Origin of the sequence: Bradyrhizobium sp. CCBAU 45384, assembly GCF_028128665.1 — a bacterium.
Taxonomy (GTDB): domain Bacteria; phylum Pseudomonadota; class Alphaproteobacteria; order Rhizobiales; family Xanthobacteraceae; genus Bradyrhizobium; species Bradyrhizobium manausense.
Window position 1 is genome coordinate 198308 of sequence record NZ_LBIZ01000120.1, and the last position, 24327, is coordinate 222634.

At 62.7% G+C, this 24327-nt stretch carries 23 protein-coding genes and 1 pseudogene; 16 read left to right on the forward strand and 8 right to left on the reverse strand.

The genetic code is table 11. From position 1 onward, the window contains the following. Positions 1-248 precede the first annotated feature (248 nt). Positions 249-1400 (reverse strand): acyl-CoA dehydrogenase family protein, encoded by a 1152-nt coding sequence (locus XH80_RS40680; protein WP_271603479.1) that lies wholly within the window; start codon positions 1398-1400, stop codon positions 249-251. A gap of 189 nt (positions 1401-1589) precedes the next feature. Here XH80_RS40680 and XH80_RS40685 point away from each other — a divergent pair, with 189 nt between their 5' ends. Continuing rightward, the gene (locus XH80_RS40685) at positions 1590-3197 is read left to right on the forward strand and encodes an amidase family protein (RefSeq protein WP_271603480.1); all 1608 of its coding nucleotides are present in this window, start codon (positions 1590-1592) and stop codon (positions 3195-3197) included. A gap of 31 nt (positions 3198-3228) precedes the next feature. Then, positions 3229-3975: a hypothetical protein gene (locus tag XH80_RS40690; protein WP_271603481.1), complete on the forward strand. Its 747-nt coding sequence runs from the start codon at positions 3229-3231 to the stop codon at positions 3973-3975. A gap of 4 nt (positions 3976-3979) precedes the next feature. Here the strand turns inward: XH80_RS40690 and plsY are convergent, their stop codons facing one another. After that, entirely contained in the window at positions 3980-4648 is a 669-nt protein-coding gene (plsY, locus tag XH80_RS40695) for a glycerol-3-phosphate 1-O-acyltransferase PlsY (protein WP_271603482.1), read from the reverse strand. A 225-nt stretch (positions 4649-4873) separates the two neighbouring features. Between plsY and XH80_RS40700 the strand changes: the two genes are divergently transcribed. The 7 genes from XH80_RS40700 (at position 4874) to XH80_RS40730 (ending at position 10470) form a co-directional block, all read left to right on the forward strand. Beyond that, the gene (locus XH80_RS40700) at positions 4874-5860 is read left to right on the forward strand and encodes a serine hydrolase domain-containing protein (RefSeq protein WP_271603483.1); all 987 of its coding nucleotides are present in this window, start codon (positions 4874-4876) and stop codon (positions 5858-5860) included. A 132-nt stretch (positions 5861-5992) separates the two neighbouring features. Next, positions 5993-7024 (forward strand): alpha/beta fold hydrolase, encoded by a 1032-nt coding sequence (locus XH80_RS40705; protein WP_333968971.1) that lies wholly within the window; start codon positions 5993-5995, stop codon positions 7022-7024. Between the two features lie 81 nt (positions 7025-7105). Beyond that, a complete protein-coding gene (locus XH80_RS40710) occupies positions 7106-8068 on the forward strand; it encodes a tetratricopeptide repeat-containing protein (RefSeq protein ID WP_271603484.1) in 963 nt (320 codons plus the stop codon). Between the two features lie 67 nt (positions 8069-8135). After that, positions 8136-8660, forward strand: coding sequence for a hypothetical protein (locus tag XH80_RS40715; protein WP_271603952.1), 525 nt, complete (start codon positions 8136-8138; stop codon positions 8658-8660). Positions 8661-8860: 200 nt separating this feature from the next. Further along, the gene (locus tag XH80_RS40720) at positions 8861-9277 is read left to right on the forward strand and encodes an SRPBCC family protein (RefSeq protein ID WP_271603485.1); all 417 of its coding nucleotides are present in this window, start codon (positions 8861-8863) and stop codon (positions 9275-9277) included. A 623-nt stretch (positions 9278-9900) separates the two neighbouring features. Next, positions 9901-10152, forward strand: a complete 252-nt coding sequence (locus XH80_RS40725; RefSeq protein ID WP_271603486.1) for a DUF3551 domain-containing protein — start codon at positions 9901-9903, stop codon at positions 10150-10152. 63 nt (positions 10153-10215) lie between these two features. Then, the gene (locus XH80_RS40730; RefSeq protein WP_271603487.1) at positions 10216-10470 is read left to right on the forward strand and encodes a DUF3551 domain-containing protein; all 255 of its coding nucleotides are present in this window, start codon (positions 10216-10218) and stop codon (positions 10468-10470) included. A 21-nt stretch (positions 10471-10491) separates the two neighbouring features. Here the strand turns inward: XH80_RS40730 and XH80_RS40735 are convergent, their stop codons facing one another. Continuing rightward, complete coding sequence (locus XH80_RS40735; protein ID WP_271603488.1) at positions 10492-10782, reverse strand: hypothetical protein; 291 nt, start codon at positions 10780-10782, stop codon at positions 10492-10494. 247 nt (positions 10783-11029) lie between these two features. Between XH80_RS40735 and XH80_RS40740 the strand changes: the two genes are divergently transcribed. The 3 genes from XH80_RS40740 (at position 11030) to XH80_RS40750 (ending at position 13889) form a co-directional block, all read left to right on the forward strand. Then, on the forward strand, positions 11030-11284 hold the full coding sequence (locus XH80_RS40740) for a DUF2933 domain-containing protein (RefSeq protein ID WP_271603489.1): 255 nt from the start codon (positions 11030-11032) through the stop codon (positions 11282-11284). Beyond that, a complete protein-coding gene (locus XH80_RS40745) occupies positions 11284-11961 on the forward strand; it encodes a methyltransferase family protein (protein ID WP_271603490.1) in 678 nt (225 codons plus the stop codon). The genes XH80_RS40740 and XH80_RS40745 overlap by 1 nt, the downstream gene beginning before the upstream one ends. 521 nt (positions 11962-12482) lie before the next feature. After that, positions 12483-13889 (forward strand): FAD-dependent oxidoreductase, encoded by a 1407-nt coding sequence (locus tag XH80_RS40750; protein ID WP_271603491.1) that lies wholly within the window; start codon positions 12483-12485, stop codon positions 13887-13889. A 20-nt stretch (positions 13890-13909) separates the two neighbouring features. On the opposite strand, the gene XH80_RS40755 is transcribed toward XH80_RS40750, so the two are convergent. Next, the gene (locus XH80_RS40755; protein ID WP_271603492.1) at positions 13910-14368 is read right to left on the reverse strand and encodes a GNAT family N-acetyltransferase; all 459 of its coding nucleotides are present in this window, start codon (positions 14366-14368) and stop codon (positions 13910-13912) included. A 503-nt stretch (positions 14369-14871) separates the two neighbouring features. Between XH80_RS40755 and XH80_RS40760 the strand changes: the two are divergent. Together XH80_RS40760 and XH80_RS40765 are read left to right on the forward strand one after the other, a co-directional pair. Then, positions 14872-15201 (forward strand): annotated as a pseudogene (locus tag XH80_RS40760) (DUF3302 domain-containing protein); the annotation flags it as partial. A gap of 183 nt (positions 15202-15384) precedes the next feature. Continuing rightward, complete coding sequence (locus XH80_RS40765; RefSeq protein ID WP_271603493.1) at positions 15385-16533, forward strand: HlyD family secretion protein; 1149 nt, start codon at positions 15385-15387, stop codon at positions 16531-16533. Positions 16534-16539: 6 nt separating this feature from the next. Here XH80_RS40765 and XH80_RS40770 read toward each other — a convergent pair whose 3' ends face one another. Beyond that, entirely contained in the window at positions 16540-18456 is a 1917-nt protein-coding gene (locus tag XH80_RS40770) for an adenylate/guanylate cyclase domain-containing protein (RefSeq protein ID WP_271603494.1), read from the reverse strand. A gap of 261 nt (positions 18457-18717) precedes the next feature. Between XH80_RS40770 and XH80_RS40775 the strand changes: the two genes are divergently transcribed. After that, positions 18718-19203, forward strand: coding sequence for a hypothetical protein (locus XH80_RS40775; RefSeq protein WP_271603495.1), 486 nt, complete (start codon positions 18718-18720; stop codon positions 19201-19203). 21 nt (positions 19204-19224) lie between these two features. Continuing rightward, on the forward strand, positions 19225-19923 hold the full coding sequence (locus XH80_RS40780) for a hypothetical protein (protein ID WP_271603496.1): 699 nt from the start codon (positions 19225-19227) through the stop codon (positions 19921-19923). 397 nt (positions 19924-20320) lie between these two features. On the opposite strand, the gene XH80_RS40785 is transcribed toward XH80_RS40780, so the two are convergent. The 3 genes from XH80_RS40785 to lepA form a co-directional block, all read right to left on the reverse strand. Next, on the reverse strand, positions 20321-20863 hold the full coding sequence (locus tag XH80_RS40785) for an AAA family ATPase (protein ID WP_442869208.1): 543 nt from the start codon (positions 20861-20863) through the stop codon (positions 20321-20323). 367 nt (positions 20864-21230) lie between these two features. After that, positions 21231-22244, reverse strand: coding sequence for an ABC transporter substrate-binding protein (locus tag XH80_RS40790; protein ID WP_271603498.1), 1014 nt, complete (start codon positions 22242-22244; stop codon positions 21231-21233). 174 nt (positions 22245-22418) lie between these two features. Further along, entirely contained in the window at positions 22419-24230 is a 1812-nt protein-coding gene (gene lepA, locus XH80_RS40795) for a translation elongation factor 4 (RefSeq protein ID WP_271603499.1), read from the reverse strand. Positions 24231-24327 lie beyond the last annotated feature (97 nt).

A 24327-nucleotide genomic window follows, 5' to 3' on the forward strand; every position in this document is an offset into this window, starting at 1 on the left:
AGGGAGCGCAGCGTCAGCGCGGGTTGGCGTCTGCATCTCACGTTCGCGAGCTTCGCGTCTAATACCCGGAGTAGGGGCCGGAGGGCAGGCAGGAATCGTCGACATAGCCGTAGCCGCCGCCATAGTAGCCGCCCCCGGCACATTCGCACCCGGCCGGGCTACGCCTCGTCGAGGGACGCAACTTTCTGCTGGCATCGCCGTTCGAAGGATGTGCTGCTGCGGGTCGTGGCGGACGATGTGGCGGCCTCTCAGCCGCCGGCGAGAATCACCTTTCCCACATCCTCATAATGCGTATCGCGCGCCTGGATCTGCTGGGTGATGGCGTGCATGTCGCGAAACCGCCGCTCGAACGGGTTGCCGCGGAATACGGCCGTGGCGCCGGCCATGCGATAGGCGGTGTCGACCACTTTTGCCGATTGCTGAATGGTCCAGGTCGCGGCGAGGCGGACGGCGCTCCGGTGCGCCGCGCTGAAGACGCCTGATGCCGAGAGGTCGTGCCACATCGCATGTGCTGTCGCGTAGAGATAGGCGCGTGCGGCGCGCAGGTCACCTTCGGTGCGGCCGACCAGGCCCTGGACCGCCTGATTGTCGCGCATCGCGTGTGCGGCCAGTGACTGGTGCTTGCCGCGCGCCAGCGCGATCGCCGCATCCAGCGTCGCGCGCGCGACGCCGAGCGAGACCGCTGCAAAGCCGAGGCTGAAGGTCGAGCCGGTCGGCAGCCGGTAGAGCGGGCCCGGCTCGCGCAAGGCTTCCGGCACGTCGCGGAATACGGCGAAGCGATCGGGGACGAAGAGGTCTTTCACCTCATAGGAATCGGTGCCGGTGCCGGCAAGGCCGATCGCCTGCCAGACGTCGTGCAGCACCGCGCTGGCAAGCGGAAACAGGATGGTGCGCAACTCCGGCGACCCATCGGCATTTTTCCGGGGCGTGCCATCGGCATTGACGATGCGGACATGCGCGCCGAGCCAGCTCGCCTGCCGCGAGCCCGAGGCAAAATCCCACCGCCCTGTGACGCGGTAGCCGCCTTCCACCGCGTGCGCCTCATGCGCCACCGCGCCCCAGGCGAGGATGCCTGATGCGGTGTTGAAGATCTCGTGCGCGCTATCGTGGTCGAGGGCGGCGGCGATCATCGCGCAGACGCTGTTTTGGCCGAGGCACCAGGCCGTGGAGGCGTCGGCCTTGGCGACCTCCTCCAGCATCTGCATGAAGATCTCTGGCGGTGCTTCCGATCCGCCGAGGCTCCGCGGCAGCAGCGCGCGATAGAGCCCGTTCCCGATCAGCGCCTGGACGACGCCAGACGTCAGCCGCCGTGTCCGCTCGATCTCGTCTGCTTCGTCAGCAATCAGCGGCGCGATGGCCCGCGCCCGCGCGACGAGATCGAATCCGACAGTTCCGTCCATGTCTGCGCTTCCTCGCCCCTTCTACCGTGAGCGGTGAAACGCGATGGTGGTCTATTCGGCGGGAGGGATCAAGGTGGCCCGTGTCGTCAGCCACGCGCACAGAGATGAAACGCCTTGCTGCGCTCCTGATCACCTTGTCGAGCCATCGGGTTGAATGCTACGTTTTGTAGCATATACGAGGGGCACGTCATGAAGAAGCCAACCCGCGGCGCCGCCACGCCGCCCGAGCTGAGGCTCGAGGATGCGCCGATGAGCGATATCATCGAGGCCCTCGCCGGCGGGCGCACCACCGCGACCGCGCTCATGAAAGCCTATCTCGCCCGCATCGCAGCTTATGACCGCGGCGGGCCGGCGCTGAATTCCGTCCGCGCGCTCAATCCGGACGCGCTCGCGATCGCAGGCGAGCTCGACGGCACCAGACCGTCGGCGAAACGGCCGCTGGCCGGCGTGCCGATCCTGGTCAAGGACAACATCGCGACCTCGGACCGGCAGCCGACCACGGCGGGATCGCTGGCGCTGGAGGGTGCGCGCGCGCGGCGCGACGCCACGGTCATCAAGCTGCTGCGCAAGGCCGGCGCGGTGATCCTCGGCAAGGCGAATTTGACCGAGTTCGCCAACATTCTCGCGGTCGAGATGCCCTCGGGCTATTCCTCGCTCGGCGGTCAGGTGAGGAATCCTTTCGCGCCGGCGCTGATGGGCGATCACGACATCCCGGTCGTCACTCCGGGTGGATCGAGCTCGGGGTCGGCTGTCGCCGTGGCGGCCGGTTTGTGCGCGGCTTCGATCGGCACCGAAACCTCGGGCTCGCTGCTGCATCCGGCCAGCCGCAACGGCATCGTCACCGTGAAGCCGACGGTCGGGCTGATCAGCCGCGCGGGCATCGTGCCGATCGCGCACAGCCAGGACACGGCGGGGCCTATGACACGCACCGTACGCGACGCGGCGATATTGTTGAACGTGCTGGCCGTCAGCGACCCGCGCGATCCCATCACGGAGCGGCTGCGCAGGCCGGCTGACTACACCGCCGATCTCGCCCGCGATGCGCTGAAAGAGGCGCGCATCGGCGTGCCGAGCGATCCCTCCGATCCGCTGAACGATTGCTATTACGGCAAGCTGCCGCCCAACGGCGCCAAGCTGATGGCCGAGGTCATCGGGATGTTGCAAGATCTCGGGGCCGTCATCGTGCGCGCCAACATGCCGACGCGTGGCTGGCTGGCCGGCCCCGGCACCAAGATGGCCGTGCTCAACCGCAATCCGCTGAGCAAGAACAAGGGCAATCCGACCGGCGCGCCGATCGTGTTTCTCTACGAGCTGAAATACGGTCTGAATCTCTATCTGAAGGATTGGGCGACCAATACCGAAATCAAGACGATGGCCGACATCATCGCTTTCAACGCGGCGAACGCGAAAGAAGCCTTGCGCTTCGGCCAGGACCTGTTTCTCGCCGCCGACCTCACCAAAGGCGATCTGAGCGAGCGCGAGTACAAATCCGCGCGCGCCATGGATCTGCTCGCGGCCAGGACGCATGGCATGGATGCCTACATGAACCAGCACAAGCTTGATGCCGTCCTGTTCCCCGCCGCGATGGGCGCAGCGATTGCTGCCAACGCCGGCTATCCCAGCGTCATGGTGCCCGCAGGCCTCGACCCTGGCGCCGACGGTACGGACATGGATTGCCCGGTCGGTGTCACCTTCGCAGGCCGTGCCTGGAGCGAGCACAAGCTGTTGCGGCTCGCCTACGCCTATGAGCACGCCTCGCAGCTGCGCAAAGCCCCGCCCGGCCTGCCGGCGCTCTGAACCTCGGCCGTGCGGCCTGCGACCAATTGTGATGCCGATCGTCAGAATCCTCCTGGTCCTGCTCGCCTTCGCCTCGCCCGCCTTTGCGCAGGATGGCATCCACGAGCTGAACGCCGCGCGCGATGCCGCCAAGGCCTTCAAGGCCTATATCGACGGGGTCGCGAAAAAGGGCCAGCGGCCTGACCTGACCCGGCCTGACGTCGCCGCCATGCTTGGCCACATCTACGACGTCGACGCATTCGCCCTGCTGCCGCCCCCGGAGGCGAGCGACATGAACTGGCTGCCGGACTGGATCGACGCCGCCAACCAGAGCCACAAGCTCTTCATCTTCTACGGCGCCAAGCCGGGGCCACAGCCTGATCTCGTGGCGGCCGGGCGCAATATGATCGAGTATGGTGACCAATACGCGACGGCGGTCAGCTTCATGATCCGCGGCCTCGCCCGCGAGGCGGTTGCGAGCCAGATGTTCTGGAACGAGCTCCCGCCGGAGCATCGCACCCGCATCCGCGAGGAGGGATTTGCGGGCCTCCGCAGGAACAGCGCCCTCTACATCCTGTCCACGGTCTGCGCGGCGATCCAGGGCGCCAGCAAGCCCGAAAACGCCCGCCTGGTGGCGGCTTCGCTGCGCGACACGCGCGAGGTTTGGGCGAGCTATCTGTTGCCGGAGGACCGCACGCGCGTGATCGCCGAGCTCGCCGACCTGCCAAAATGGGCGCCGGACGAAGTCGCCCGCGCCGATCTCGGCAAATTCACAGCTGCGCTGCAGGTGGTGAATTAGGCGCTCACGAAACCGGGCTGCTTTGCCCGAGCCGCGGCTCCGTGCCCGCGAGCAGCCGCTGAATATTGGCGCGATGGCGGATGATCACATAGAGGCTGCCTGCGATCACCAGCAGCCGATAGGGCAGCGGGTGCGGCAGGCTGCAGAGGAGAATGACGGCGGTCATCGCCGCCAGCATCGAGCTCAAGGAGACGATCCGCGACAGCGCCAGCGCGATGCCGAAGACTGCCGCCGCACCCAGTCCCACCGGCCATGATATCGCCAGCAGCACACCAAGACCGGTCGCCGCCGATTTGCCGCCGGTGAAATTCAGCCAGATCGAGCGGCCGTGACCGAGCAACGCGGCAATGCCGGCAAGGCTCACCCCCCATGGCACCCAGGCTTGCAGATCGGCCGCCGTCGGCGAGGTCGGAGACATTACGCCATACAGCCAGGGGCAGAACGCGCGGGCAATGAGGATCGCAGCCACGCCCTTCAGCACATCGACGACGAGCACCGCCAGGGCCGGCCATTTGCCAAGAGTCCGCAGCACATTCGTCGCGCCGGTCGATCTGGAGCCATGCGCCCTGATATCGATGCCCCCAAGCAGTTTGCCCGCGAGATAGCCCGTGGGTATCGAGCCGAGCAGATAGGCGATCACCAATCCGGCTGCGCTCGCGATCCAGAAAGCCATCGATACGTGTCCAATGTCCGCGACAATATGTTATCGCGGACTTCGCCTGATCGCCATCATCCCCTCGCGCCGTGTTGCATTCGCCTGCCTGAAATGAAGGCTCGTCCGACGCTTGCAACGCCGCAAAACGGTCACACATCGAACGGCATTCTCGCGATGTCGTCGTGGGGAATGGTGGGGCCTGACATGCGGACATGGACCAGCGTCGTTGCAGCGGTGTGTGCCATGATCTTCAGTCCCGTCACCGCCGAGCCTGCATCAGCCTGCGGCAGTCCGCACGAAATTCACGACGGATGGGCGATGTCCGCGCCGGACAAGCAAGGGCTGAACGCGGCACTACTGTGCGCGATGGACGAGGGTATCCGCGGCGGCAAGCTCGCCAATGTCGACGACATCATCGTCATCAGGCGCGGCGTGCTCGTCTACGAGAGCTACTACGACTATCCGCATCAGCTCAATTACGACGCGACCACGCGGCACAACGGCTATTCCATGACCAAGAGCGTGGTCTCGCTGCTGGTTGGCATCGCCATGGATCGCGGTTTGATCAAGGATCTGGACGCTCCGATCGCGTCGTATCTGCCCGACGATGCGAGCTTGCGCGGATCCGACAACGATCGCATTACGTTGCGCCATCTCCTGACGATGTCGGCAGGATTGGGCTTCGAGAGGGCTCCCGGCGTTTCCTTCCAGTATAACAATGCGGAAACGGAGTTGATCGGCACCATCCTGAAGAAGGTCACCGGGAAAGGCGTCGACGTGCTGGCTCGGGAGAATATCTTCGCCCCGCTCGGGATCGAGGATGTTGCCTGGTATAAGCATCCGGTGAACGGTCTTCCCACGTCGTCGAGCGGCCTGAGCCTGCGGCCGCGCGATTGGGCGAAGATCGGCCAGCTCGTTCTCAATCGCGGTGCCTGGAACGGCAGGCAGATCGTTTCGGCCTCCTGGATCGATCAATCGACGGCCGCGCACATCGAGACGGACAAGGCCGCGTTCAGCTATGGCTATCAATGGTGGGTCGGGCATTCGCCCGACAAGGACGGCGCCATTCAATGGGCCGCTGCACTTGGCTTCAATTCGCAAAAGACCATCATCATCCCCGCGCTCGACATGGTCGTCGTCTTCAACGCGGGCCGGGAATCCAAGAACATGGTCGCGCCCGAGCTGGACCTGCTGGATCGCTACATCCTGCCGGCGACCTCGCGGAATTGATCGAAGCATCGGCGTTACTCGGCCGAGCTGGTTATGCAAGCCATGCATAATCATATTTTGACCTGACATTGGATTTCCACCGGTCAGGCCGGCACCTTCCCGGAAAAGCCAATTCCGTCCGGGGAGTGCGATATGTCCGACAACAGGCAGGCAGAACGTCCGTCCGATGCGAGCTTGACCCGCCGCCGCCTGGTGGCGCTGGCGGCGACGACCACGGGCGCGATTGGTTCGACGATGCTAAATCTGCCCGCGTTCGCCGAGGAGAAGACAGCCGTGCCCACCGATCAGATCGAAAAACTGCTGCCGGGCTTTCACGGCAGTCGCATCAAGACATCGGGCGCGGAGATCAATACTTTCGTGAAGGGCGAGGGCGCGCCGCTGTTGCTGCTGCACGGCCATCCGCAAACGCTGGTGTGCTGGCACAAGGTCGCGCCAAAGCTCGCCGAGCGTTTCACGGTCGTGCTCACCGACCTCAGGGGCTACGGCGATTCCAGCAAGCCCGACGGCGGAAAGGACAGCATCGCCTATTCCAAGCGCGAGATGGCGCGCGACCAGGTCGAGGTGATGCGCGCGCTCGGCTTCGAGCGCTTCTTCGCGGCAGGTCACGACCGCGGCGGGCGCGTCCTGCACCGCCTGCTGCTGGATCATCCCGCCGCCGTGACCAGGGCTGCGGTGCTCGACATCGCGCCGACCGCGACGATGTACGCCAGGGCGAACAAGGAGTTCGCCATGCGCTACATGTGGTGGTTCTTCCTGAGCCAGCCGGCGCCGCTGCCGGAAACCCTGATCGGCAACAATCTCGACTTCTATCTGCAGGCGCATATCAACAAGCAGAACAAGACGCCGGGCGCGATCGATCCGCTCGCCCTCGCGGAATACCGCCGCTGCTATACGGCTGAGACGCTGCACGCCGTCTGCGAGGATTACCGCGCCGCCGCCGGCATCGATCTGGTCCACGATGCGGCCGATGCAGACAAGCGGATCGCGTGCCCGTTGCTCGCGCTGTGGGGCGAAAAGGGCGTCGTCGGATCGACCTACGACGTGCGCCAGACCTGGCGCGAAAAGGCCGTGGAGATCAGCGGCGAAAGCCTGCCTTGCGGACATTATCTGCCCGAGGAGGCGCCGGAGCTGGTGATCGAAAAGCTGCGCAACTTCTTCACTTGATCCCGCCCGCATTGAACCTGCCCGGCCTCCAGGCGCACCAAAGCCACTGAAGCCCCTGACATCAGCGGCGAGGAACGTGCGATGAAGGCCCTGAAAGCATCGATCTGTGTTGCGATGACCGCGCTCGCGCTAAGCTTGTCGCTGGCCACGCCGTCTCATGCAAGCGAGGATGAGGCCGGCACGCTCACCCGGCAGATGAAAGAGCTTTATCGGGCCGGCAAATACACCGAGGCGCTGCCGCTCGCCCAGCAGGCGCTGGCCCTGCGCGAGAAGGAATTCGGCGCCGACGATGCCCACGTCGCGATGCCGTTGAATGACCTCGGCACCATTCATTACAATCTCGGTCAATATCCGGTCGCCGAGCTCCTGTACAAGCGCTCGCTGGCGATCCGGGAGAAGACGCTCGGCCCTGACGATCCCGAGGTCGCGATGGTGCTGAACAATCTCGGCGAGCTCTACCGCGTGGAAGAGCGCTACGCCGATGCGGAGCCGCCGCTGAAGCGGTCGCTCGCGATCGGCGAGAAGGCGCGCGGTCCCAACGATCCCTCCATCGTGCTGGCGCTGAGCAACCTCGCCGCCGTCTACAGCAATCAGCACCGCTACGACCAGGCCGTGCCGCTGTTCAAGCGCGGGCTCGCCGTGCTCGAGAAGGCGCACGGTCCGGACGATCCCGAAGCCACGGTGCTGATGAGCAATCTCGCCGACGCCTATATCCACCGGCATCGCTATGCCGTGGCCGAGCGGCTGCTCAAGCGCGCGATGGCGGTAACGGAGAAGGCGTATGGGCCCGATCACCCCGATATCGCGCAGGCGCAGAACAACCTGGCCGCACTCTACGGGCGCCAGGGCCGTCTGGCTGACGCCGAGCGGCTGTACAAGCAATCGGTCGCCACCATGGAGAAGACGCTCGGCCCCAACCATCCTGACATTGCCGACGTGCTGGAGAATTTGGCCGATCTCTACAAGGATGAGGGCCGCTACGCCGACGCGCAGCAAGTCATCAAGCGGTCGATGGCCATTCGCGGCAAGACAGGGGCGATCTGAACAGGCCCGCGCGAAGCGCCTTTGCTGTGAGGATCATCGCGGATCGCGTTGAGAGGTTGCCGTGCCGATGCTTGCAAGACTGCTCGGACTTGTCCTGGCCCTGTCGTGGCTCGGATTGTCTGCCGCAACGGCCGCCGGCGGCCCGTCGAAGGACACTTGGCGCGGCGCATGGACGCTCGAGATGGACCGCTACGACCGGCCATGGCTCACCTTTAACGACGTCAACCACAAGACAGTGTTTCGCTTCGGCTGCGGGACGCATTACGAGCTCGATGCGGTCTATCCGGGGCAGGCCCCGAAGCAGGATCACACCGAGGCCACGATCACGATCGGCAACGGCAAGACGCAGATGGATTTTGCCGGCTTCACCTACGCCGCCCCCGAAAACTTCCCACCTGACACCTCGTGGTTCAACCAGGCGGACCTCGGCCATCCCGACCTCAGCGAGGACAAATGGGGCGAGCTGGAAACTCAATTCCTGGATCTCCTAAGCTCCGGCCAGCCGCTGACGGTTTCGGCCGAGGGCAAGAGCTACGTGCTGCCGCCAGTCAAGGCGTCGCGCTGGCGCGCGCGCTTTCAGAAGGTCTGCTGACGCGCCGGCCGCAAGCAGGCCGGTCGTCCTCGGCGTCAGCTTTTCATTTTTTATCGCATTGACGGCGCGACCATGTCGGCATGGGCGGGTCTCGACCGTCCTTGGGTGGACACGCCGCGGAAGTGCTGTCAACCAATCCCGCGCACGGGCCGCGATGTCGTCACCTCGCGCCGTCAAATATCGAACTGGAGCAATAACCCATGAGAATCACCGTCGAAACCAGCGTCGCCGCCCCCATCGATCAGGTCTGGCGTGCCTACACGACGCCTGCCGACATCGTGAAGTGGAACGCCGCGTCGGACGATTGGCATACGACCAGGGCGACGGTCGATTTGCGCGAAGGCGGCCTGTTCTCGTCCCGCATGGAGGCCAAGGACGGCAGCATGGGTTTCGACTTCGCCGGCACCTACACGAAGATCCTCGAGCACAAGCGGATCGAATATGCCTTCGGCGATCGCAAGGCCGAGGTCGATTTCGTGCCTGGCCCCAAGGGCGTTGTCGTCCGCGTCGCCTTCGATGGCGAAACCACCCATTCGGTCGAGCAGCAGCAAGCCGGCTGGCAGGCGATTCTCGACAACTTTGCACGATATGTCGAGGCGAAGCAGAAGGCGTCGTAAGGCGCCGAGTTAACAAAACAGAGGCTGCCGAGCGGGGCTCAGCAGCCTCTTTCCGTATCAGGTGACAGGGCGATAGCGTCAGCGACGGGTCGGATCTTTGGCTCTGCCTGGACGAAGGGCCTGGGGACCTCCTCCCTGACCGCCATTGCTGCCGCCTGCCGACGCGGCCCCGCCAGTGCTTCCGGGTCCAGCGCTGCCGCCCATCCCGGTTGTGCCGCCGCTCGATCCGGTACCCGCCGAGGAGCCGGCTGCTCCGGTCCCCACACCGGCACCGCCTGTTCCGGCACCAGCGCCGGCACCTGCTCCGCCAGCGCCGCTGCCGCCTGCCTGCGCGTGGGCGAAACCGATCGACGCTCCGGCAAGCAGCGCGCACATGGTCAGCGAGAAAATTGTCTTTCGCATCGTTCAACTCCGTTTGAGGTTGTGCCGGTCAACCGAAGCCGCGTGAGGACGTTCCTAACCCGATGGTGATCCCTCGTGACAGATGAGGCACGATGTCGTGCGCTGCAGGATTGGTGCTTGCCCTTTCGGGGAACAATTCGTAAGCCATGTTCAGCCGACCGGCGACATTGCCAGGGTCCAGCATTTTGCGGCGCGGTTCGGCTGACAAGATGGAGGATCTCATGCGAATCGCCATTCTGGTTGTTGTCATGGTGGTGGGGCTCTCTTCCGCAGCCCGCGCTGACCGTGATTATCCCTGGTGCGTCATGGGCGGAGAGCTCGGCTATTCCGGCGACTGCATGTATGAGACGCGAGAGCAGTGCCTGGCCTCGGCATCCGGACGATGGAACCTCTACTGCGATATCAATCCGCGCGTGAGGTTCAGGCAGGCGGCGCCGCCTCCGCCTCCGCGCCGGACGCAGAGATCACAGTAAGTCCGGCAAGCGCTCGGCAGTACGCTGCTGCAAGCCGGATTCGAAAATCCCCGGAGTCACATGATGCGCGCGGTTCTTCTTCTCCTCGCCTGGATCGCAATGTCTGCGTCCACGCCGGCCTCAGCTCAACGGTTCAACGGCAATTATCCGGTCTGCCTGCAGACATGGGAGTGGGGCGGCGGCACCTATATTTCATGCCAATATAGTTCGTGGGAGCAGTGCAGGGCGGCGGCTTCAGGCCTTTCCGCCATGTGCTTGACGAACCCCTATGTGCAGGAACGGCCGGCCGAGCCGGTCCGCCTTCCGCGTCCCCGATAGGTGCGCTTGCGCAGTCGAAGCTCACAGCCAATTGTCTTCGACAAAGCACCAGATCAATCCGCAGGTCAGTGCCAGGCCTGCCAGAAGCTTGTGCGGACTGATGATCAGGATGCCGGGCAGTGGCACCGCTCCATAGGACAAGAGCAGCCAGATCGCGATCGTCGCCAGGGGCACCACCACGATCCCCTCGACTCTCCGAAATCCAAGCAGGCGATCGGGGAGCCAGAACACGGCAATGATCGCGAGCCCTATCGCTCCGATCACGATGGCGAGGTAGAGGCCGTATGCAACGGCCATTGCGAGCGTATGCATGCGTCGATCCCGATGAAGATCGCAGGATCGGATCGTGATGGCGCACCTGTTAACGATGCGTGCATACCGGCCCTGGCGATGGGCCTTGCCCTGGCCTGTCTCGGGCTTGCCCGGATGCGGAAGCGGGCCTGTTGACCGTCGTGTGAAATTCCTCGGCCGGGCAAAGGGGCCTTCGCCGAAGGCTTGACGTGCATCAACAATGAAGACAACCGCGCCGCTAAGCTCCGGCAATCGCAGGAGCATAGCTATGTCGGTGCAGGACCATTCCGACGATCGAGAGCGCCACCAAGAGGGCATGTCGATCAAAGCCAAGGCTGGCATCGCGCTGATAGGCTTCCTGATCATCGCCGGCGTGCTCTTGTTCACCGAGCACAGGGCGCACGTGCTCGGGCTGTTCGTCTGGCTGCCGCTCCTCGCCTGTCCGCTGATGCACTTCTTCATGCATGGAGGACACGGCCACCATCACGGCGGCGATCGTCTGAACGGTCGAAGGAACGTGTGATGCACGACACCGCACCCGCCTACGGCCTCTGGAGCCTCGTCATCGTCAATTCGGCGGTCTTCATATTGTTCGCCTACAGCTTCTTCAAGCCGCAGACCTCGCGCGACTGGCGCTCCTTTGGCGCCTTCAGCGCGTTCCTGGTGGCGCTGTTCGTGGAGATGTACGGCTTTCCGCTCACCATCTACTTCCTGTCGGGCTGGCTGCAGTCGCGCTTTCCGGATGTGGACTGGTTCTCGCATGACGCCGGCCACCTGCTCGAGATGATGTTCGGCTGGAAGACCAATCCGCACGCCGGGCCGTTTCACGTTCTCAGCTACGTCTTCATCGCGGCCGGCTTCATCCTGATCTCGGCCGCCTGGAGCGTGCTGTACGAGGCACAGCAGACCCGCGGCCTCGCCACGTCAGGCCCTTACAGTTATGTCCGGCATCCGCAATATGTCGGCTTCGTGCTGGTGATGTTCGGCTTCCTGCTGCAATGGCCGACGATTCTGACGCTGGCGATGTTTCCAGTGCTGACCACCATGTATGTGAAACTTGCGAGAAGCGAGGAGCGCGAGGCAAGGACCGAGTTCGGCGAGGCCTATGCGCGGTACGCTGCCGAGGTCCCGGGCTTCATACCGCGCCTGAGCCGGATCCTTGGTCCGGGCTCCTCAGACAGCAGCCTTCACCACGGCTGAGCCGGGACGGCGACGATGCGCAAGACGTTGGGCCGCTGGCGTCTGTGATCGATGCTCCAGGCGGCCTCCGGTGTCCTTTTGATCGGCGTCGGCATCAACTTCCAACTCCCGACCAGCTGCTTCGATGCGTCGTCCGCAAACACGGGTCCAGACGGAAAGTAGCAATAGAGCTCGTAGGATGGGTAGAGCGTCAGCGAAACCCATCAATCCCTCCGCCTGTGGCGAGGCATGATGGGTTTCGCAAGGGCTCAACCCATCCTACGCGCTGTCGTGTCAACACCGGAGAGACGGATCTCTCGGAAGCAGATCGGATACGGCTGGCGAGGCCGAACGTCGCGCACGAGCCATCGCCGACCAATGGAACTCATAAGGCAAGCTCAGGGGAGCTTTGAACCTCCCCTTCGCCTCATCGACCTATGTCTTGGGTGACCCGTGTCCGAGTGAACTTGTGTCGTTGCTGTTCGTGGTCGACGATCGCGATTTCTCCACTTCGTCGTCCGGCGAACTCCGGGGAGGAACGGATGAGCAAAGTCGTCATCTGCGGCGGGGGTGTGATCGGATTGTGCGCAGCCGCGATGCTTGGTCGCGACGGCCACCGTGTCACAGTCCTGGAGGCCGATCAGGCAGATCGGCCGATGGCGTCCGCCATTGGATGGGAATCGTGGGAGCGCCCGGGAGTTGCCCAATTCAGGCAACCTCACAACCTCACTGCGCGGTTTCGGATGATCAGCGATCAGGAACTGCCTGGCTTGACGGATGAGTTGCTTGGCGCCGGCTGCGTTTGGGTGGACTATCTCGACAGTCGCTCGCTTCCCCCGACCCTGACAGACAAGGCACCGCGTCCCGGTGATGAGGCCTTGCGTTTCGTCACGGGGCGGAGGCCGATCGTTGAATGGGCCGTCGCCGCCATGGCGCAAGCCGCACCCAACGTGACCGTCCGCCGTGGCATCAAGGTTCGCGAATTGATCACGGGCGCAGCGGCTGTCGGTGCTGTGCCGCACGTGACCGGGGTCCGCACCACATCGGGCGAACAGATTCGCGCTGATCTCGTCATAGACGCCATGGGGCGGCGAAGCCCGGCCCGCGAATGGATTCCCGGCGCGGGAGGCCGCGCTCCGATCGAGGAAGCCGAAGACAGCAACTTCGCCTATTTTACCAGATATTTTTCCGGGCCTCAGCGCCCGCGCAGGATGGGACGCGCGCTCACGCCGATGGGCTTGTTCTCGATCCTGACCCTGGACGGGGACAACGACACCTGGTCGGTCACCTTGTATACCTCGTCAAGGAACAAGGCGATGCGGGCCTTGCGCGATCCGGCCACGTTCCATCGTGTGGTGTCGGCATGCCCGCGGCAAGCCCATTGGCTGGACGGAGAGCCGATCACATCAGTCCTTCTGATGGCAGGGGTCATCGATCGTTACCGGCGGTTTGTCGTCGATGGCCAGCCGGTGATCACGGGATACGCCGCGGTCGGTGATGCCTGGGCGTGTACCAACCCGTCCGCCGGACGCGGCCTGAGCGTCGGTCTTCTGCACGCACAGGTGCTCCGCGACGTCGCTCGTCGTCACGTCAACGATCCCGTAGCGTTCTGTCTGGAATACGACGCCGAGACCGAGCGCCGGGTCGGTCCGTTCTATCGAAACCAGATCGCTGCGGACCGCGCGCGGATCGCCGAGATGAACGCGCTGGAGGCAGGCCTGCCGATGCCGGCGCCCAACCCGGTCATGGCAAAGCTTCTCCTTGCCTCATCCGAGGACGCCGACGTGCTCCGTGGCATGATCGAAATCGCGCTGTGTGTTGCGCTGCCTCAGGAGGTCATGGCCAGACCGCGCATCGCCGCAAAACTCGCTGCAATGGAGGGCTATTCGCTCCCGCCGGACCCGAACATCATCGACCGTGATCGGATGGCGGCGCTGCTGGACGGCTGATCCCTGCGACGAAATCGCGATCATGTTGGCCGAGCGTTTGTTGCGTCCGGCATTGTTCTCTCGTGAGACCAGGCCAGACCGGCAACGCGGCGAAATCCAATCGCTTCCCAGAACCGCGCCGCGGTCTGATTGCCAGCATGTACGGTCACGGTCGAAACGCTGCCAGAGGCGTTCTGCAACAGCGCAGTGGCAATGGCTTTGGCAACATTGCGCCGCCTGAACGCGCGATGCACGTAGAACCGTCGCATTCGCCACGTCGGTTGTCCCGCCAGGGCAGGTTCGTCGGTCATTGTGCCGATCCCGGCGAGTCTGCCGTCGAGATAGCAGGCGTAGATTGCATGAAAAACGGCAGGGATTTCTGTCAATTCCGTGGCCAGCCGGGTCATGTGCCGATGGCCATCCGCGATTGCGTCCGCCTCCAAATCGGCGAAGCCGGTCGGCAATTGATCAGCCATTCGTTCAAGTGAAATGTCCGCCACTCTTGGAGTCCCGTCAAACGCCGTTAGAACCGCACCCGATTGGATCCGCGGCTCGCAGGACCTCCTGGTCGGAGAAGGACGTCACGCCGCAGCAGTCGGCCGGCGCATCGGGCGCGTTAGTCACCCATCAGAATGCCCATAAAATAAAAAGCGGCTACGATGACCGCTAAAGCTGCCAAAAGGTAGATTGTACCCTTCGTTCTCCCCGGCCCTGCAGAGCGCAGGGGCCGCTCGACGTCCGGCTCCCTCGGTTCGAAAAGCGTCATGATCGTATCCCCTCTGCGCTTGCGCCGATTGCGAATACGCGCTCACCCCGTGACGGCCTGGATCCCTCACACCTAACCACCGATTCTCGCGAGACCTTGACTTACCTCAATACTCCCGGGAACCGGCTGGGCAGCTTGCGCTGGTGTCCGGCTTTCCAGGTTCACCCGAGACAGGTCGGTCGGGTGGATATCCGGCGGATCGACATGGACCCTTGTGGCTAGCCGAGAGGGAAATTCATGGAAGACCCGTTCCTGAATTACTTCGCATTGGGCTTGTTATTTTTCGTCGTGATCGTGCTGGTCTACGGCATCATCGCGATCCACGACATTCCGGCCCGGATCGCGCACGCACGTCATCATCCGCACCAGGACGCGATCCACGCCGCCGGTTGGATCAGCTTGTTCATGCTGCACCTGCTGTGGCCGTTCCTCTGGATCTGGGCGATGATGTATCGTCCGGATCGCGGCTGGGGTTTCGGTCAAAAGCCGGGCGAGCCAAGCTCTCCAAGGGAGGCGATCGCGGAACTGGAAGAGCTCAGACGTCGAATGGCAGATGTCGAGGCCAGGCTCGAGATCGGCGACCGGGCAGCTTCACCCAACAAGGGACAGAGCCGGCCTGCGCTCGCTTCGCTGGAGGCATCTGATCTGACCATCGAGGAGCAGGCTCCGGCAACAGAAGCGGTAGCCGCGGGGGATCGCGGCACCCGGCGATAGCTGCTTCGCTCTCAAAGCTCGAGCGGGAGGCCACTCATGGAAATATTACTGACTTTGACCTACGTGGCGATCTGTGTTGCCATCTTCAAGATTTTCAGAATCCCGGTCAATCAATGGACGCTGGTGACAGCCGCTCTCGGCGGCATCTTCGGGCTTTCGCTGCTGTTCATAACGATGGCCTACAACCATCCGTTCTCCACCAACGCGCGCATATATTTCACCACCGTGCCGATATTGCCTGCGGTCAAGGGCCGTGTGGTCGAAGTGCCGGTCGCGGACCGTACCAATCGGCACCTCGAGGCGGGAGAAGTTCTCTTCAAGATCGATCCCAAGCCTTACGAATATGTCGTCGGGGAGAAGCGAGCCGGGCTGGCGGACGCGGAGGCCAATGTCGCTCAACTCAAGGCGTCAGTTGATCAGGCCGCGGCGGCGACCGCAAAGGCGAAGGCCCAACTGCAGCTCGCCCAGGAAAACTTCGACCGGCAGTCCTACTTGTTCAAGCAGAACGTCGTCGCGCAGGCCACTCTCGACACCGCAACCCGCAATCTCGATGCGTCAAAACAGGCGACGGCCGAGGTAGTTGCTGCCGAAGATCGTGCCCGGCAAGCGTACGGCGCGACAGTTGACGGTGAACACTCGGTCATCGTGCGCCTGCGCAACGAGCTTGCCGATGCGCAATACGATCTGGACCAGACAATTGTTCGAGCGCCTTCGGGGGGCTTCGTAACCGAGCTTGCTTTGCGGCCAGGCGTGTATGTGGTCCCGGCACCCTTCCGTCCCGCGATGATTTTCGTCAACGACAGCGACAAGGATCGGGCTCTGGCAGCGGCGTTTCAGCAGAACGCCCTGCAGCGGGTCAAGGAGGGGGATGAAGCTGAAGTCCTGTTCAAGGGCGTACCGGGCCGGGTATTCAAGGCAAAGGTGCGCCTCCTGATTGATGCGATTGCCAGCGGCCAGCTTCAAGCCACAGGCACGCTACAGAATGTCGGGGGTGCGGAGGTGCCCGCAGATCGAGCCATGGTGGTTCTTGATCTCGTCGATGACATCTCAGGTTACAAGCTGCCACTTGGTTCGGCAGCAGAAGCCGCCATCTATACCGAACATTTTCACGACCTGTCATTGCTGCGAAAAATCCTGCTGCGCATGCGGAGCTGGCAGAACTACGTCTTCCCCGAGAGCCTTTAGGAGGCTTCAGCCCGTGCTGTGGGCCGGAGCTCTCGTCCTGTCAACGAGTTGGTATACCTCGAGGCCCTCGAGCTTGCCTTTGACTTGGTGGGTTCCCTGGCTGATGCAGTGGAAGCCGTCCGGGAGCATCTCGAAAATCTCGCGGCTGATCAGGGTGATCGACTCGGCGTCGGGGTCGACAACCTTTCCGAGGCTTTCCAGGCGCTGCGTCGCGTTCACCGCGTCGCCGACGATCGTGTAATTGATCCGGTTGGGCGCCCCGATGTCACCTACGATGACGGTCCCCATGTGGACGCCGATCCGGAGGCGCACCGGCGCGAGGCCATTGGCGATCCGTCTCTCATTATCTGCCGCGATGGCCTGCTGGACTGCGACCGCCGCGCGACAGGCCGACGCCGCCGGATTGTCCACGCGGCCTGGCGCGCCCCAGAAGGCCATGACGGCGTCGCCGATAAACTTGTCGATGGTGCCGCCCTCCTGTTCGACACAGGCTGAGACAAGGGTGAGGTGGTGATTGATGAACTCGGCGACCTCGGCAGCCGTCATGCTCTCGCATGCCGCCGTAAAGCCCACGATGTCGGTGAACATGATGGCAAGCGTTCGTTCTTCCGTGCCGGCACCGATCCGTCCTTCCTTGACGAGGCGTGTGACCAGTGTGCGAGGCACGTAGCGGCCAAAGGCGCGCAGCCCATCAAGCATTGCGTTGAATGACTGTGCGAGCCCGTTGATCTCGCGAATTCGGCTCCGCGCCAGCGGTGCAACCGCGTCAAAATCAAGGGTACCGATCGCTGCGGCGCTGCGCGCGGCCCGCCGGATGGGGCGAGCGATCGCCCCAGCCATGATTGCGGTCGCGATCAGCGATATCCCGAGCATGGCAGAAGCGACGATCGAGGCCCAATAGAACAATCGAAGGGGGGCATCGACCGCGCGTGCCAGAACGTAGGCTCCGATCGTGATCGGCGTGTCGCCGTATCCGAAGATCTCGCGCGCAAAGATGAAGTAGCGCTCCCCGTCGACAGTGTGCTGGCGTGCCACGGTTCCTGTCGGCGGACTTATCCCGACGACGTCGAGTGGCGGCAAACTGGCAAAATCGGCAATGACTTCGTCGCCGAACGCGCGAAGCATGGGCAATGGAGCTTCTTCAGATTGCTTGCGGTTTCCATCGAGCGCAAGAGGATGCGCGAGAACACGGTTCTGCCCGTACAACATGAAGGCCACCGAACGCGGCGGGTCGCTCACTTCTGCCGACAGCTTTGACAGGGCATCGGTCGAGACTGCAATGGCGACAAACCCTGTGTACAGATCTCCCTTCCAGACGGGAACGCGATAGTTCAGCGAAGTCGTATGCGTCGGCTCGCGATAGAGCGGCGGCCCCCAATAGGGCTGTTTGCGGGTTCGGACCTCGTCAGATATCTCGGCGAGTTGACGGTCCCGGGCGATATCCAGACGGTCCAATCGAACTTCTGTATTGGTTTTGCCCCGAACGGCGCGCAACGCCTTGCCACTGGAATCGGCAAGGAGGAGGCCGCCGACCTGGGGGGCCGCTGCCATTGTGCCAATCAAGAAATCTCCAAGAGCAGGGTCGTCGAATGCATAACGGCTATCGCTCATCGCTGTCGCAATGAAGGTTGCCTGAACGACTCCTGCGTCCAGGTGTCGCCGCAGGGCCATCTCCTGGATCGCAAGCCCGCGCGCGATGAGGCGCGTGGCGAGTTCGTCCACGACGCTGCGGCCGGTGATCCAGTTCAAGGCCAGAATTGAACTCACCGAAACCAACACGAGCAATCCCATGCTCAGCAATAGGGTCGGCATCAGCCCCAGCCGAGGTCTATCCCGCCCGGACAGGATCTGCTTCGATAAGATGTCGCTCATCTGGAAGGTGACCGTGTGGGTGGAAATTAACTGGTCATGCTTGCGTTGCACCAAATTATATCACGCGCGGTCAGCCGGCGCCCTGCGGTCTGCCGTACCACCTCATTCCGATCGAGCAGATTTCTTGGGACCTCCGATGCAATTGACATAAGAGGTCTCTACTTCTGCTTTGATCCGTTGATCTAAATCAACGGTTGAGCAGCCGCCGTGCTCACCGTCGCTCTGCCGACGAATGGCAATCGATCGGGCTAGCGAGCGGAGGGGTAGAATGCAAAGCCCATTCTGGTCGGACCGCCGACGGCGAGGCGCGGGATGCGGCGGCGGCAATTTCTTGGATTGATCAGCGGCGCGGCGGCGTGGTCATGCGCGGCCCGTGCGCAAAGCGGATACCGGCTAGGTTCTCTCAAACTGACCGAGCCCAATGGGAGGCCCGTTCATATCAACGTGGCGCAAGTCACCTACATCAGATCCGACACTCAAGTGTCCGACGCCAACGCAGAACTCGGTCTGGCGAGTGGGAAAATCCAGGGCGTGCAGGAGAATGTCGACGACGTCATGCGGCTGGTAGCCGCCAGACAACGTGGCGAAGCGACTTGGATCAAGTTGACCGAACCTAACGGCATGCTGATTTACGTCAACGTATCACAAGTCGCCAGCGTCAGGTATGACAGTCAGATTCCCGGCGCAAACGCTGAACTCGGATTTGCGAGCGGGAAGGTTCACGGCGTGCAAGAGACTGTCGATGATGTCATGCAGTTGATCGCGGCCATTGCAGGGCAACCAGGAAAGCCGCCATGATCAACCGCCAGATCAAGCCCCATGTTCGCTTCAGCAACGAAGTCTGCCTTGCGCAACCGTGGCCATAGCCTCACGGTTGTTGTCTTGATCTTGTTTGCCATCTCTCTTGCGCAGGGCGCCATCTCCTACACGATGACGCTCGGTGCGTTGCGAGGCCTTCTGCCGAGTGATGTGTCGTTGTTTGGAAGGGGCCTGATTGTCTTGCGAGTTGGCCTGGTTGCGGCGCTGTGTTTGTTGTGGCTCTTCAAACTCAAGCATGCGCTTTTCCGGCTCATCATTCTTGTCAACGCCTGGTTCACGCTGGGACTGCTGGGCCAGACCAGCGGCCTCATTGCCACCCTGTTCGGTTCCGGTTCGCCCGCGGTCCGCACGCTTCTGCTCGACGTCGGGCTGATGGCGGTGTCGAACATTTTGATCTTTTCAATCTGGTATTGGATTATCGATCCTCCGGGAGTTGAGGAGGTCACGCGTGCCGGGGAGCCATGGGAGTTTCTGTTTCCACAGCGCGGGAGCAGCTTGCCACATTATGAATCGTGGTCTCCGCTCTACGCCGATTATCTGTTCCTCGCATTCACCACCAGCTACGCGTTCAGTCCAACCGACGCGCTGCCGCTGACGCGTCGCGCCAAATTGCTGATGCTTCTGCAGGCGGCGATCTCGGTTGTTACGTTGACTGCGATTGCCGGCAGCGCGATCAATATTCTTGCCGGTGGAAAGTGACTTGGTTGGCGAAGACAAAGATGAAGTCGCCCGTAGTCATCGCCGCCATCGCTTGATCTATGTCAACGCTGCTCGCAACTCCCATACCAAGCTTCCATCTCAACAGCGGAGGGACGCATGAGGCGAGTGGTGACGTTGCTGCTTGTCGGATTGGCCATCAGCCCGGCGTGGGCCCAGGACGGCAAAGGACAAGCCCAGAAGCAACCGACACTCATTCAGCAAGCGCGGCCAGGCGTCACGTATGAAGACTGCGTCGCTCGATGCAACAAGTGCGGCTCAGGAATGAACCCCGACTGTGTCAGGAATTTCTGTACCGGCTATCCGCATAGGAAACGAGGGGCGACGCCTTTGCCGGTCGTTTGTCCAGAGACAGACTGATGGGCCTCCAGCTCAACTCCTACGAGCTAACTTCAATTCGCTCCTCATCGTCTCCGAGTGGTTCAAACCGGCTCTTGAGAGCGTCGAAGGTGTGCCGGACGATATACAGGCTTCCGTCGAGATAGAGGTTGCGCTGCTCGACGCGTCGCCAGGCTTCGTCGTCCGGACAATCTAAACGATAGAGCCGCGCGTTGGCCCCCAGGGCCAGAACGGTCGCCCTGATCTCGCTCCGCTGGGCTCGGGACCAAAAGCCGAAATCAAGCACGACGTCGAGCCCGAGCTCCACACATCTTGTCCAATGCGTCTCGATCAACTTGGAGACACGTTCGTGGAAATCCGCAAACCGATCAACGGCAGGATCGCCGCCATAGAGACGCGCCATCCATTCGTCGTGACTGAAGCGGATGGCGGGCAACTTTCGCTCCAGCCTCCGCGCGAAGGTTGTTTTCCCGGCACCGATGTATCCGTGGATCAGGTGAGCGGTTGGCATATTGCTGTTCCGAGGGGCCGGCTTATTCAGATGCGGGCGGATGAAATTATGGCTGAATGACAATCTACTCAAGGTAGCAAAAAAGAAGCGAGCACGCTAGGTTGCGGCGCTCGATAGGCGGATTTTCTCCCTTTGCTGGCTTTCTACCCTACGGGCGTTATGTCGCTGACAGGCGCTTTGGCCAAGGAATCCCTCATGAGCCGAACGATGCATGTACCCACGGGAATCTTCGATAGCTCGCGCTAAGGATTCGCGCAGGTTGCCACTGTCCCCACACCATTCGGCGTGGTCGTGCATGTGTCCGGCCAGGTTGCTTGGGACGCAGATCAGCGAAACCCATCAAACTCGACCCCGGGTAAAGGTCTGGATGCTCGCCAGAGCGATGGGCCTCGCAAGGGCTCAACCTTTCCTACGAAGTCGCCCCACCGTGCGAGCCGCGCTATTCGATAACCTCGTCGGCGGCTGCGAGCAGCGTTGGCGGCACTGTGAGGCCGAGCGACCGGGCGGTTTTGACGTTGATGACAAGCGAAAATTTCGTCGGTTGCTGGACCGGCAGGTCGGCGGGCTTTTCACCTCTGAGAATGCGATCGATGTAGCTCGTCGCGTCCAGGAACTGACCCGTCACGTCGATGCCATACGAGAGCAGGCCGCCTGCCGTGGCGAAGAATTTGAAGCCGTAGACGGAGGGTATCCGGTAGGTGGCAGCTAACGTGACGATGAGTTGCCTGTTGGACGATGTGACAGTGTCTCCGGGAATGATCAGGCCGCCGTTCGGTTCGTTCCCTAAAGCCGTCAGAGCCGGCTCAATGATCGAGGGGTTACTCACCACGACTTTGGTGCTTTCGACGGAGAACTTCGGTGCCGCCTTCTCCGCCGAAAGAGCAATCGCATCGCTGGACGACGAGTTTCCAACCATCACCGATACGCGCTTGACGCCAGGCGCGATCTGCTTGAGCAGTTCCACGAACTTCGCTCCTTCCACCGGCTGATTGGTAAAGCCGGTGATGTTTCCACCGGGGCGCGCAAGACTTGCGACGAAACCCGATCCCACCGGGTCAGTGACAGTCGTAAACACCACGGGGACGTCGCGGGTAAGCTCCCGCAAAACTCGCGTAGCCGGGTTCGCATTCGCAAACATCACGTCCGGCGACAATTTGAGCAACTCCGCTGCCGCGGTCCGAGCGCGCTCAGTCTGGCCCCCATACCAGCGGTAGTCGATCCTGATATTCCGGCCCACGGTCCAGCCAAGTTTGTTGAGGCCTTCCTCGAACGCGGCGACCCGGGCCTGAGACTCCGGATCATCCTCCGAAGTAACCAGAAGCACGCCAATCCGGCGCATCTGTTGTGCGCGGGCCGCAAGGGGCCATGTCGCAACCGCGCCGCCAACAACCGTGATGAATTCTCGCCGTTTCATCCCCGCGCTTCCATCTCGATCTTTGGTTTGATAGGACATCGTCGCCTGCCGGCTGCACCGCTGCCATGATGCCAGTATGCTCCTGTTTTGCCCGACGGAGCAAGTTAAATTCGTAAAAATCGAAATAGCGCCGCGCCGCCAAAGCGTCGGCTACTGTGCATGGGGTTGTTTTCGAGTTTTGTGTCGTTCGGCTCCGAGAGTCTCGGACCGGCCTCAGCTATCCACCTTCAGCGCGGCAATAAAAGCTTCCTGCGGAATGTCGACCTTGCCGAACTGCCGCATCTTCTTCTTGCCTTCCTTCTGCTTCTCCAGAAGCTTGCGCTTGCGCGTGATGTCGCCGCCGTAGCACTTCGCGGTGACGTCCTTGCGCAGCGCGCGCACGGTCTCGCGCGCGATCACCTTGCCGCCGATCGCCGCCTGGATCGGGATCTGGAACATGTGCGGCGGAATCAGCTCCTTCATCTTCTCGACCATGGCGCGGCCGCGCCCCTCCGCGCGGGTGCGGTGGACCAGCATCGAGAGCGCGTCGACCGGCTCGCCGTTGACCAGGATCTGCATCTTGACGAGATCGGCCGGCTTGTAATCGGTGAGATGATAGTCGAACGAGGCGTAGCCCTTCGACACCGACTTCAGCCGGTCGTAGAAGTCGAACACGACCTCGTTGAGCGGCAGATCGTATTTCACCATGGCGCGGGAGCCGACATAGGTCAGCTCCTTCTGCGCGCCGCGGCGGTCCTGGCACAGCTTCAGCACGCTGCCGAGATATTCGTCGGGCGTCATGATCGTCGCTTCGATCCAGGGCTCCTGGATCTCCTCGATCTTCACGACGTCGGGCATGTCGACGGGATTGTGGATCTCGAGCTCGGTGCCGTCGGTCAGCTTCATCTTGTAGATCACGCTCGGCGCGGTCGCGATCAGATTGAGGTCGAACTCGCGCGACAGCCGCTCCTGGATGATCTCGAGGTGGAGCAGGCCGAGGAAGCCGCAGCGGAAGCCGAAGCCGAGCGCGGCCGAGGTCTCCATCTCGAAGGAGAAGCTGGCGTCGTTCAGCCGCAGCTTGCCCATCGCGGCGCGCAGCGTCTCAAAGTCGTCGGCGTCGACCGGGAACAGGCCGCAGAACACGACGGGGATCGCCGGCTTGAAGCCCGGCAGCATCTCGGTGACGGGCTTGCGGTCGTCGGTGATGGTGTCGCCGACGCGGGTGTCTGCGACTTCCTTGATCGCGGCGGTGATGAAACCGATCTCGCCGGGGCCGAGCTCGTCGACCTGCTGCATCTTCGGCGTGAAGAAGCCGACGCGCTCGACGTCGTAGGCCGCGCCCGTTCCCATCATGCGGACGCGCTGGCCCTTCTTCATCGTGCCGTCGACGATGCGCACCAGAACGACGACGCCGAGATAGACGTCGTACCAGCTGTCGACCAGCAGCGCCTTCAACGTCGCATCGCGATCGCCCTTCGGCGGCGGCAGGCGGGTGACGATGGCTTCCAGCACATCGGGGATGCCGAGGCCGGTCTTGGCCGAGATCATCACCGCGTCCGACGCATCGATGCCGATGACGTCCTCGATCTGCTGCTTGACCTTCTCGGGCTCGGCCGCGGGAAGGTCGACCTTGTTCAGGACCGGAACGATCTCGTGATTGTTGTCGAGCGCCTGGTAGACGTTGGCGAGGGTCTGCGCCTCGACGCCCTGGCTGGCGTCCACCACCAGCAGGGAACCTTCGCACGCCGCCAGCGACCGCGACACCTCGTAGGCGAAGTCGACATGGCCGGGCGTGTCCATCAGGTTGAAGATGTAATCCTTGCCGTCCTTGGCGCGGTAGGCGAGGCGCACGGTCTGCGCCTTGATGGTGATGCCGCGCTCGCGCTCGATGTCCATGGAATCGAGCACCTGCTCCTTGCCCGCCATTTCGCGGTCGGAGAGGCCGCCGGTCATCTGGATCAGGCGGTCGGCCAGCGTCGATTTGCCATGGTCGATATGGGCGACGATGGAGAAATTGCGGATGTTGGAAATGGGGACGGTCGTCATGGGCGCGGGATACCACTCACATCCCCGTGCGGCAACCATATTGCTGTATTTTCAGGGCGTTTCTTCACGCCAAGCTGATTCCACGATGGTCCAAAAC

Excerpts from the sequence above, each read along its gene's own strand:
- XH80_RS40680 (WP_271603479.1), bottom strand. The coding sequence starts at position 1,400 with ATGGACGGAACTGTCGGATTCGATCTCGTCGCGCGGGCGCGGGCCATC.
- XH80_RS40685 (WP_271603480.1), top strand. The coding sequence starts at position 1,590 with ATGAAGAAGCCAACCCGCGGCGCCGCCACGCCGCCCGAGCTGAGGCTC.
- XH80_RS40690 (WP_271603481.1), top strand. The coding sequence starts at position 3,229 with ATGCCGATCGTCAGAATCCTCCTGGTCCTGCTCGCCTTCGCCTCGCCC.
- plsY (WP_271603482.1), bottom strand. The coding sequence starts at position 4,648 with ATGGCTTTCTGGATCGCGAGCGCAGCCGGATTGGTGATCGCCTATCTG.
- XH80_RS40700 (WP_271603483.1), top strand. The coding sequence starts at position 4,874 with ATGATCTTCAGTCCCGTCACCGCCGAGCCTGCATCAGCCTGCGGCAGT.
- XH80_RS40705 (WP_333968971.1), top strand. The coding sequence starts at position 5,993 with ATGTCCGACAACAGGCAGGCAGAACGTCCGTCCGATGCGAGCTTGACC.
- XH80_RS40710 (WP_271603484.1), top strand. The coding sequence starts at position 7,106 with ATGAAGGCCCTGAAAGCATCGATCTGTGTTGCGATGACCGCGCTCGCG.
- XH80_RS40715 (WP_271603952.1), top strand. The coding sequence starts at position 8,136 with ATGCTTGCAAGACTGCTCGGACTTGTCCTGGCCCTGTCGTGGCTCGGA.
- XH80_RS40720 (WP_271603485.1), top strand. The coding sequence starts at position 8,861 with ATGAGAATCACCGTCGAAACCAGCGTCGCCGCCCCCATCGATCAGGTC.
- XH80_RS40725 (WP_271603486.1), top strand. The coding sequence starts at position 9,901 with ATGCGAATCGCCATTCTGGTTGTTGTCATGGTGGTGGGGCTCTCTTCC.
- XH80_RS40730 (WP_271603487.1), top strand. The coding sequence starts at position 10,216 with ATGCGCGCGGTTCTTCTTCTCCTCGCCTGGATCGCAATGTCTGCGTCC.
- XH80_RS40735 (WP_271603488.1), bottom strand. The coding sequence starts at position 10,782 with ATGCATACGCTCGCAATGGCCGTTGCATACGGCCTCTACCTCGCCATC.
- XH80_RS40740 (WP_271603489.1), top strand. The coding sequence starts at position 11,030 with ATGTCGGTGCAGGACCATTCCGACGATCGAGAGCGCCACCAAGAGGGC.
- XH80_RS40745 (WP_271603490.1), top strand. The coding sequence starts at position 11,284 with ATGCACGACACCGCACCCGCCTACGGCCTCTGGAGCCTCGTCATCGTC.
- XH80_RS40750 (WP_271603491.1), top strand. The coding sequence starts at position 12,483 with ATGAGCAAAGTCGTCATCTGCGGCGGGGGTGTGATCGGATTGTGCGCA.
- XH80_RS40765 (WP_271603493.1), top strand. The coding sequence starts at position 15,385 with ATGGAAATATTACTGACTTTGACCTACGTGGCGATCTGTGTTGCCATC.
- XH80_RS40775 (WP_271603495.1), top strand. The coding sequence starts at position 18,718 with ATGCGGCGGCGGCAATTTCTTGGATTGATCAGCGGCGCGGCGGCGTGG.
- XH80_RS40780 (WP_271603496.1), top strand. The coding sequence starts at position 19,225 with ATGTTCGCTTCAGCAACGAAGTCTGCCTTGCGCAACCGTGGCCATAGC.
- XH80_RS40790 (WP_271603498.1), bottom strand. The coding sequence starts at position 22,244 with ATGTCCTATCAAACCAAAGATCGAGATGGAAGCGCGGGGATGAAACGG.
- lepA (WP_271603499.1), bottom strand. The coding sequence starts at position 24,230 with ATGACGACCGTCCCCATTTCCAACATCCGCAATTTCTCCATCGTCGCC.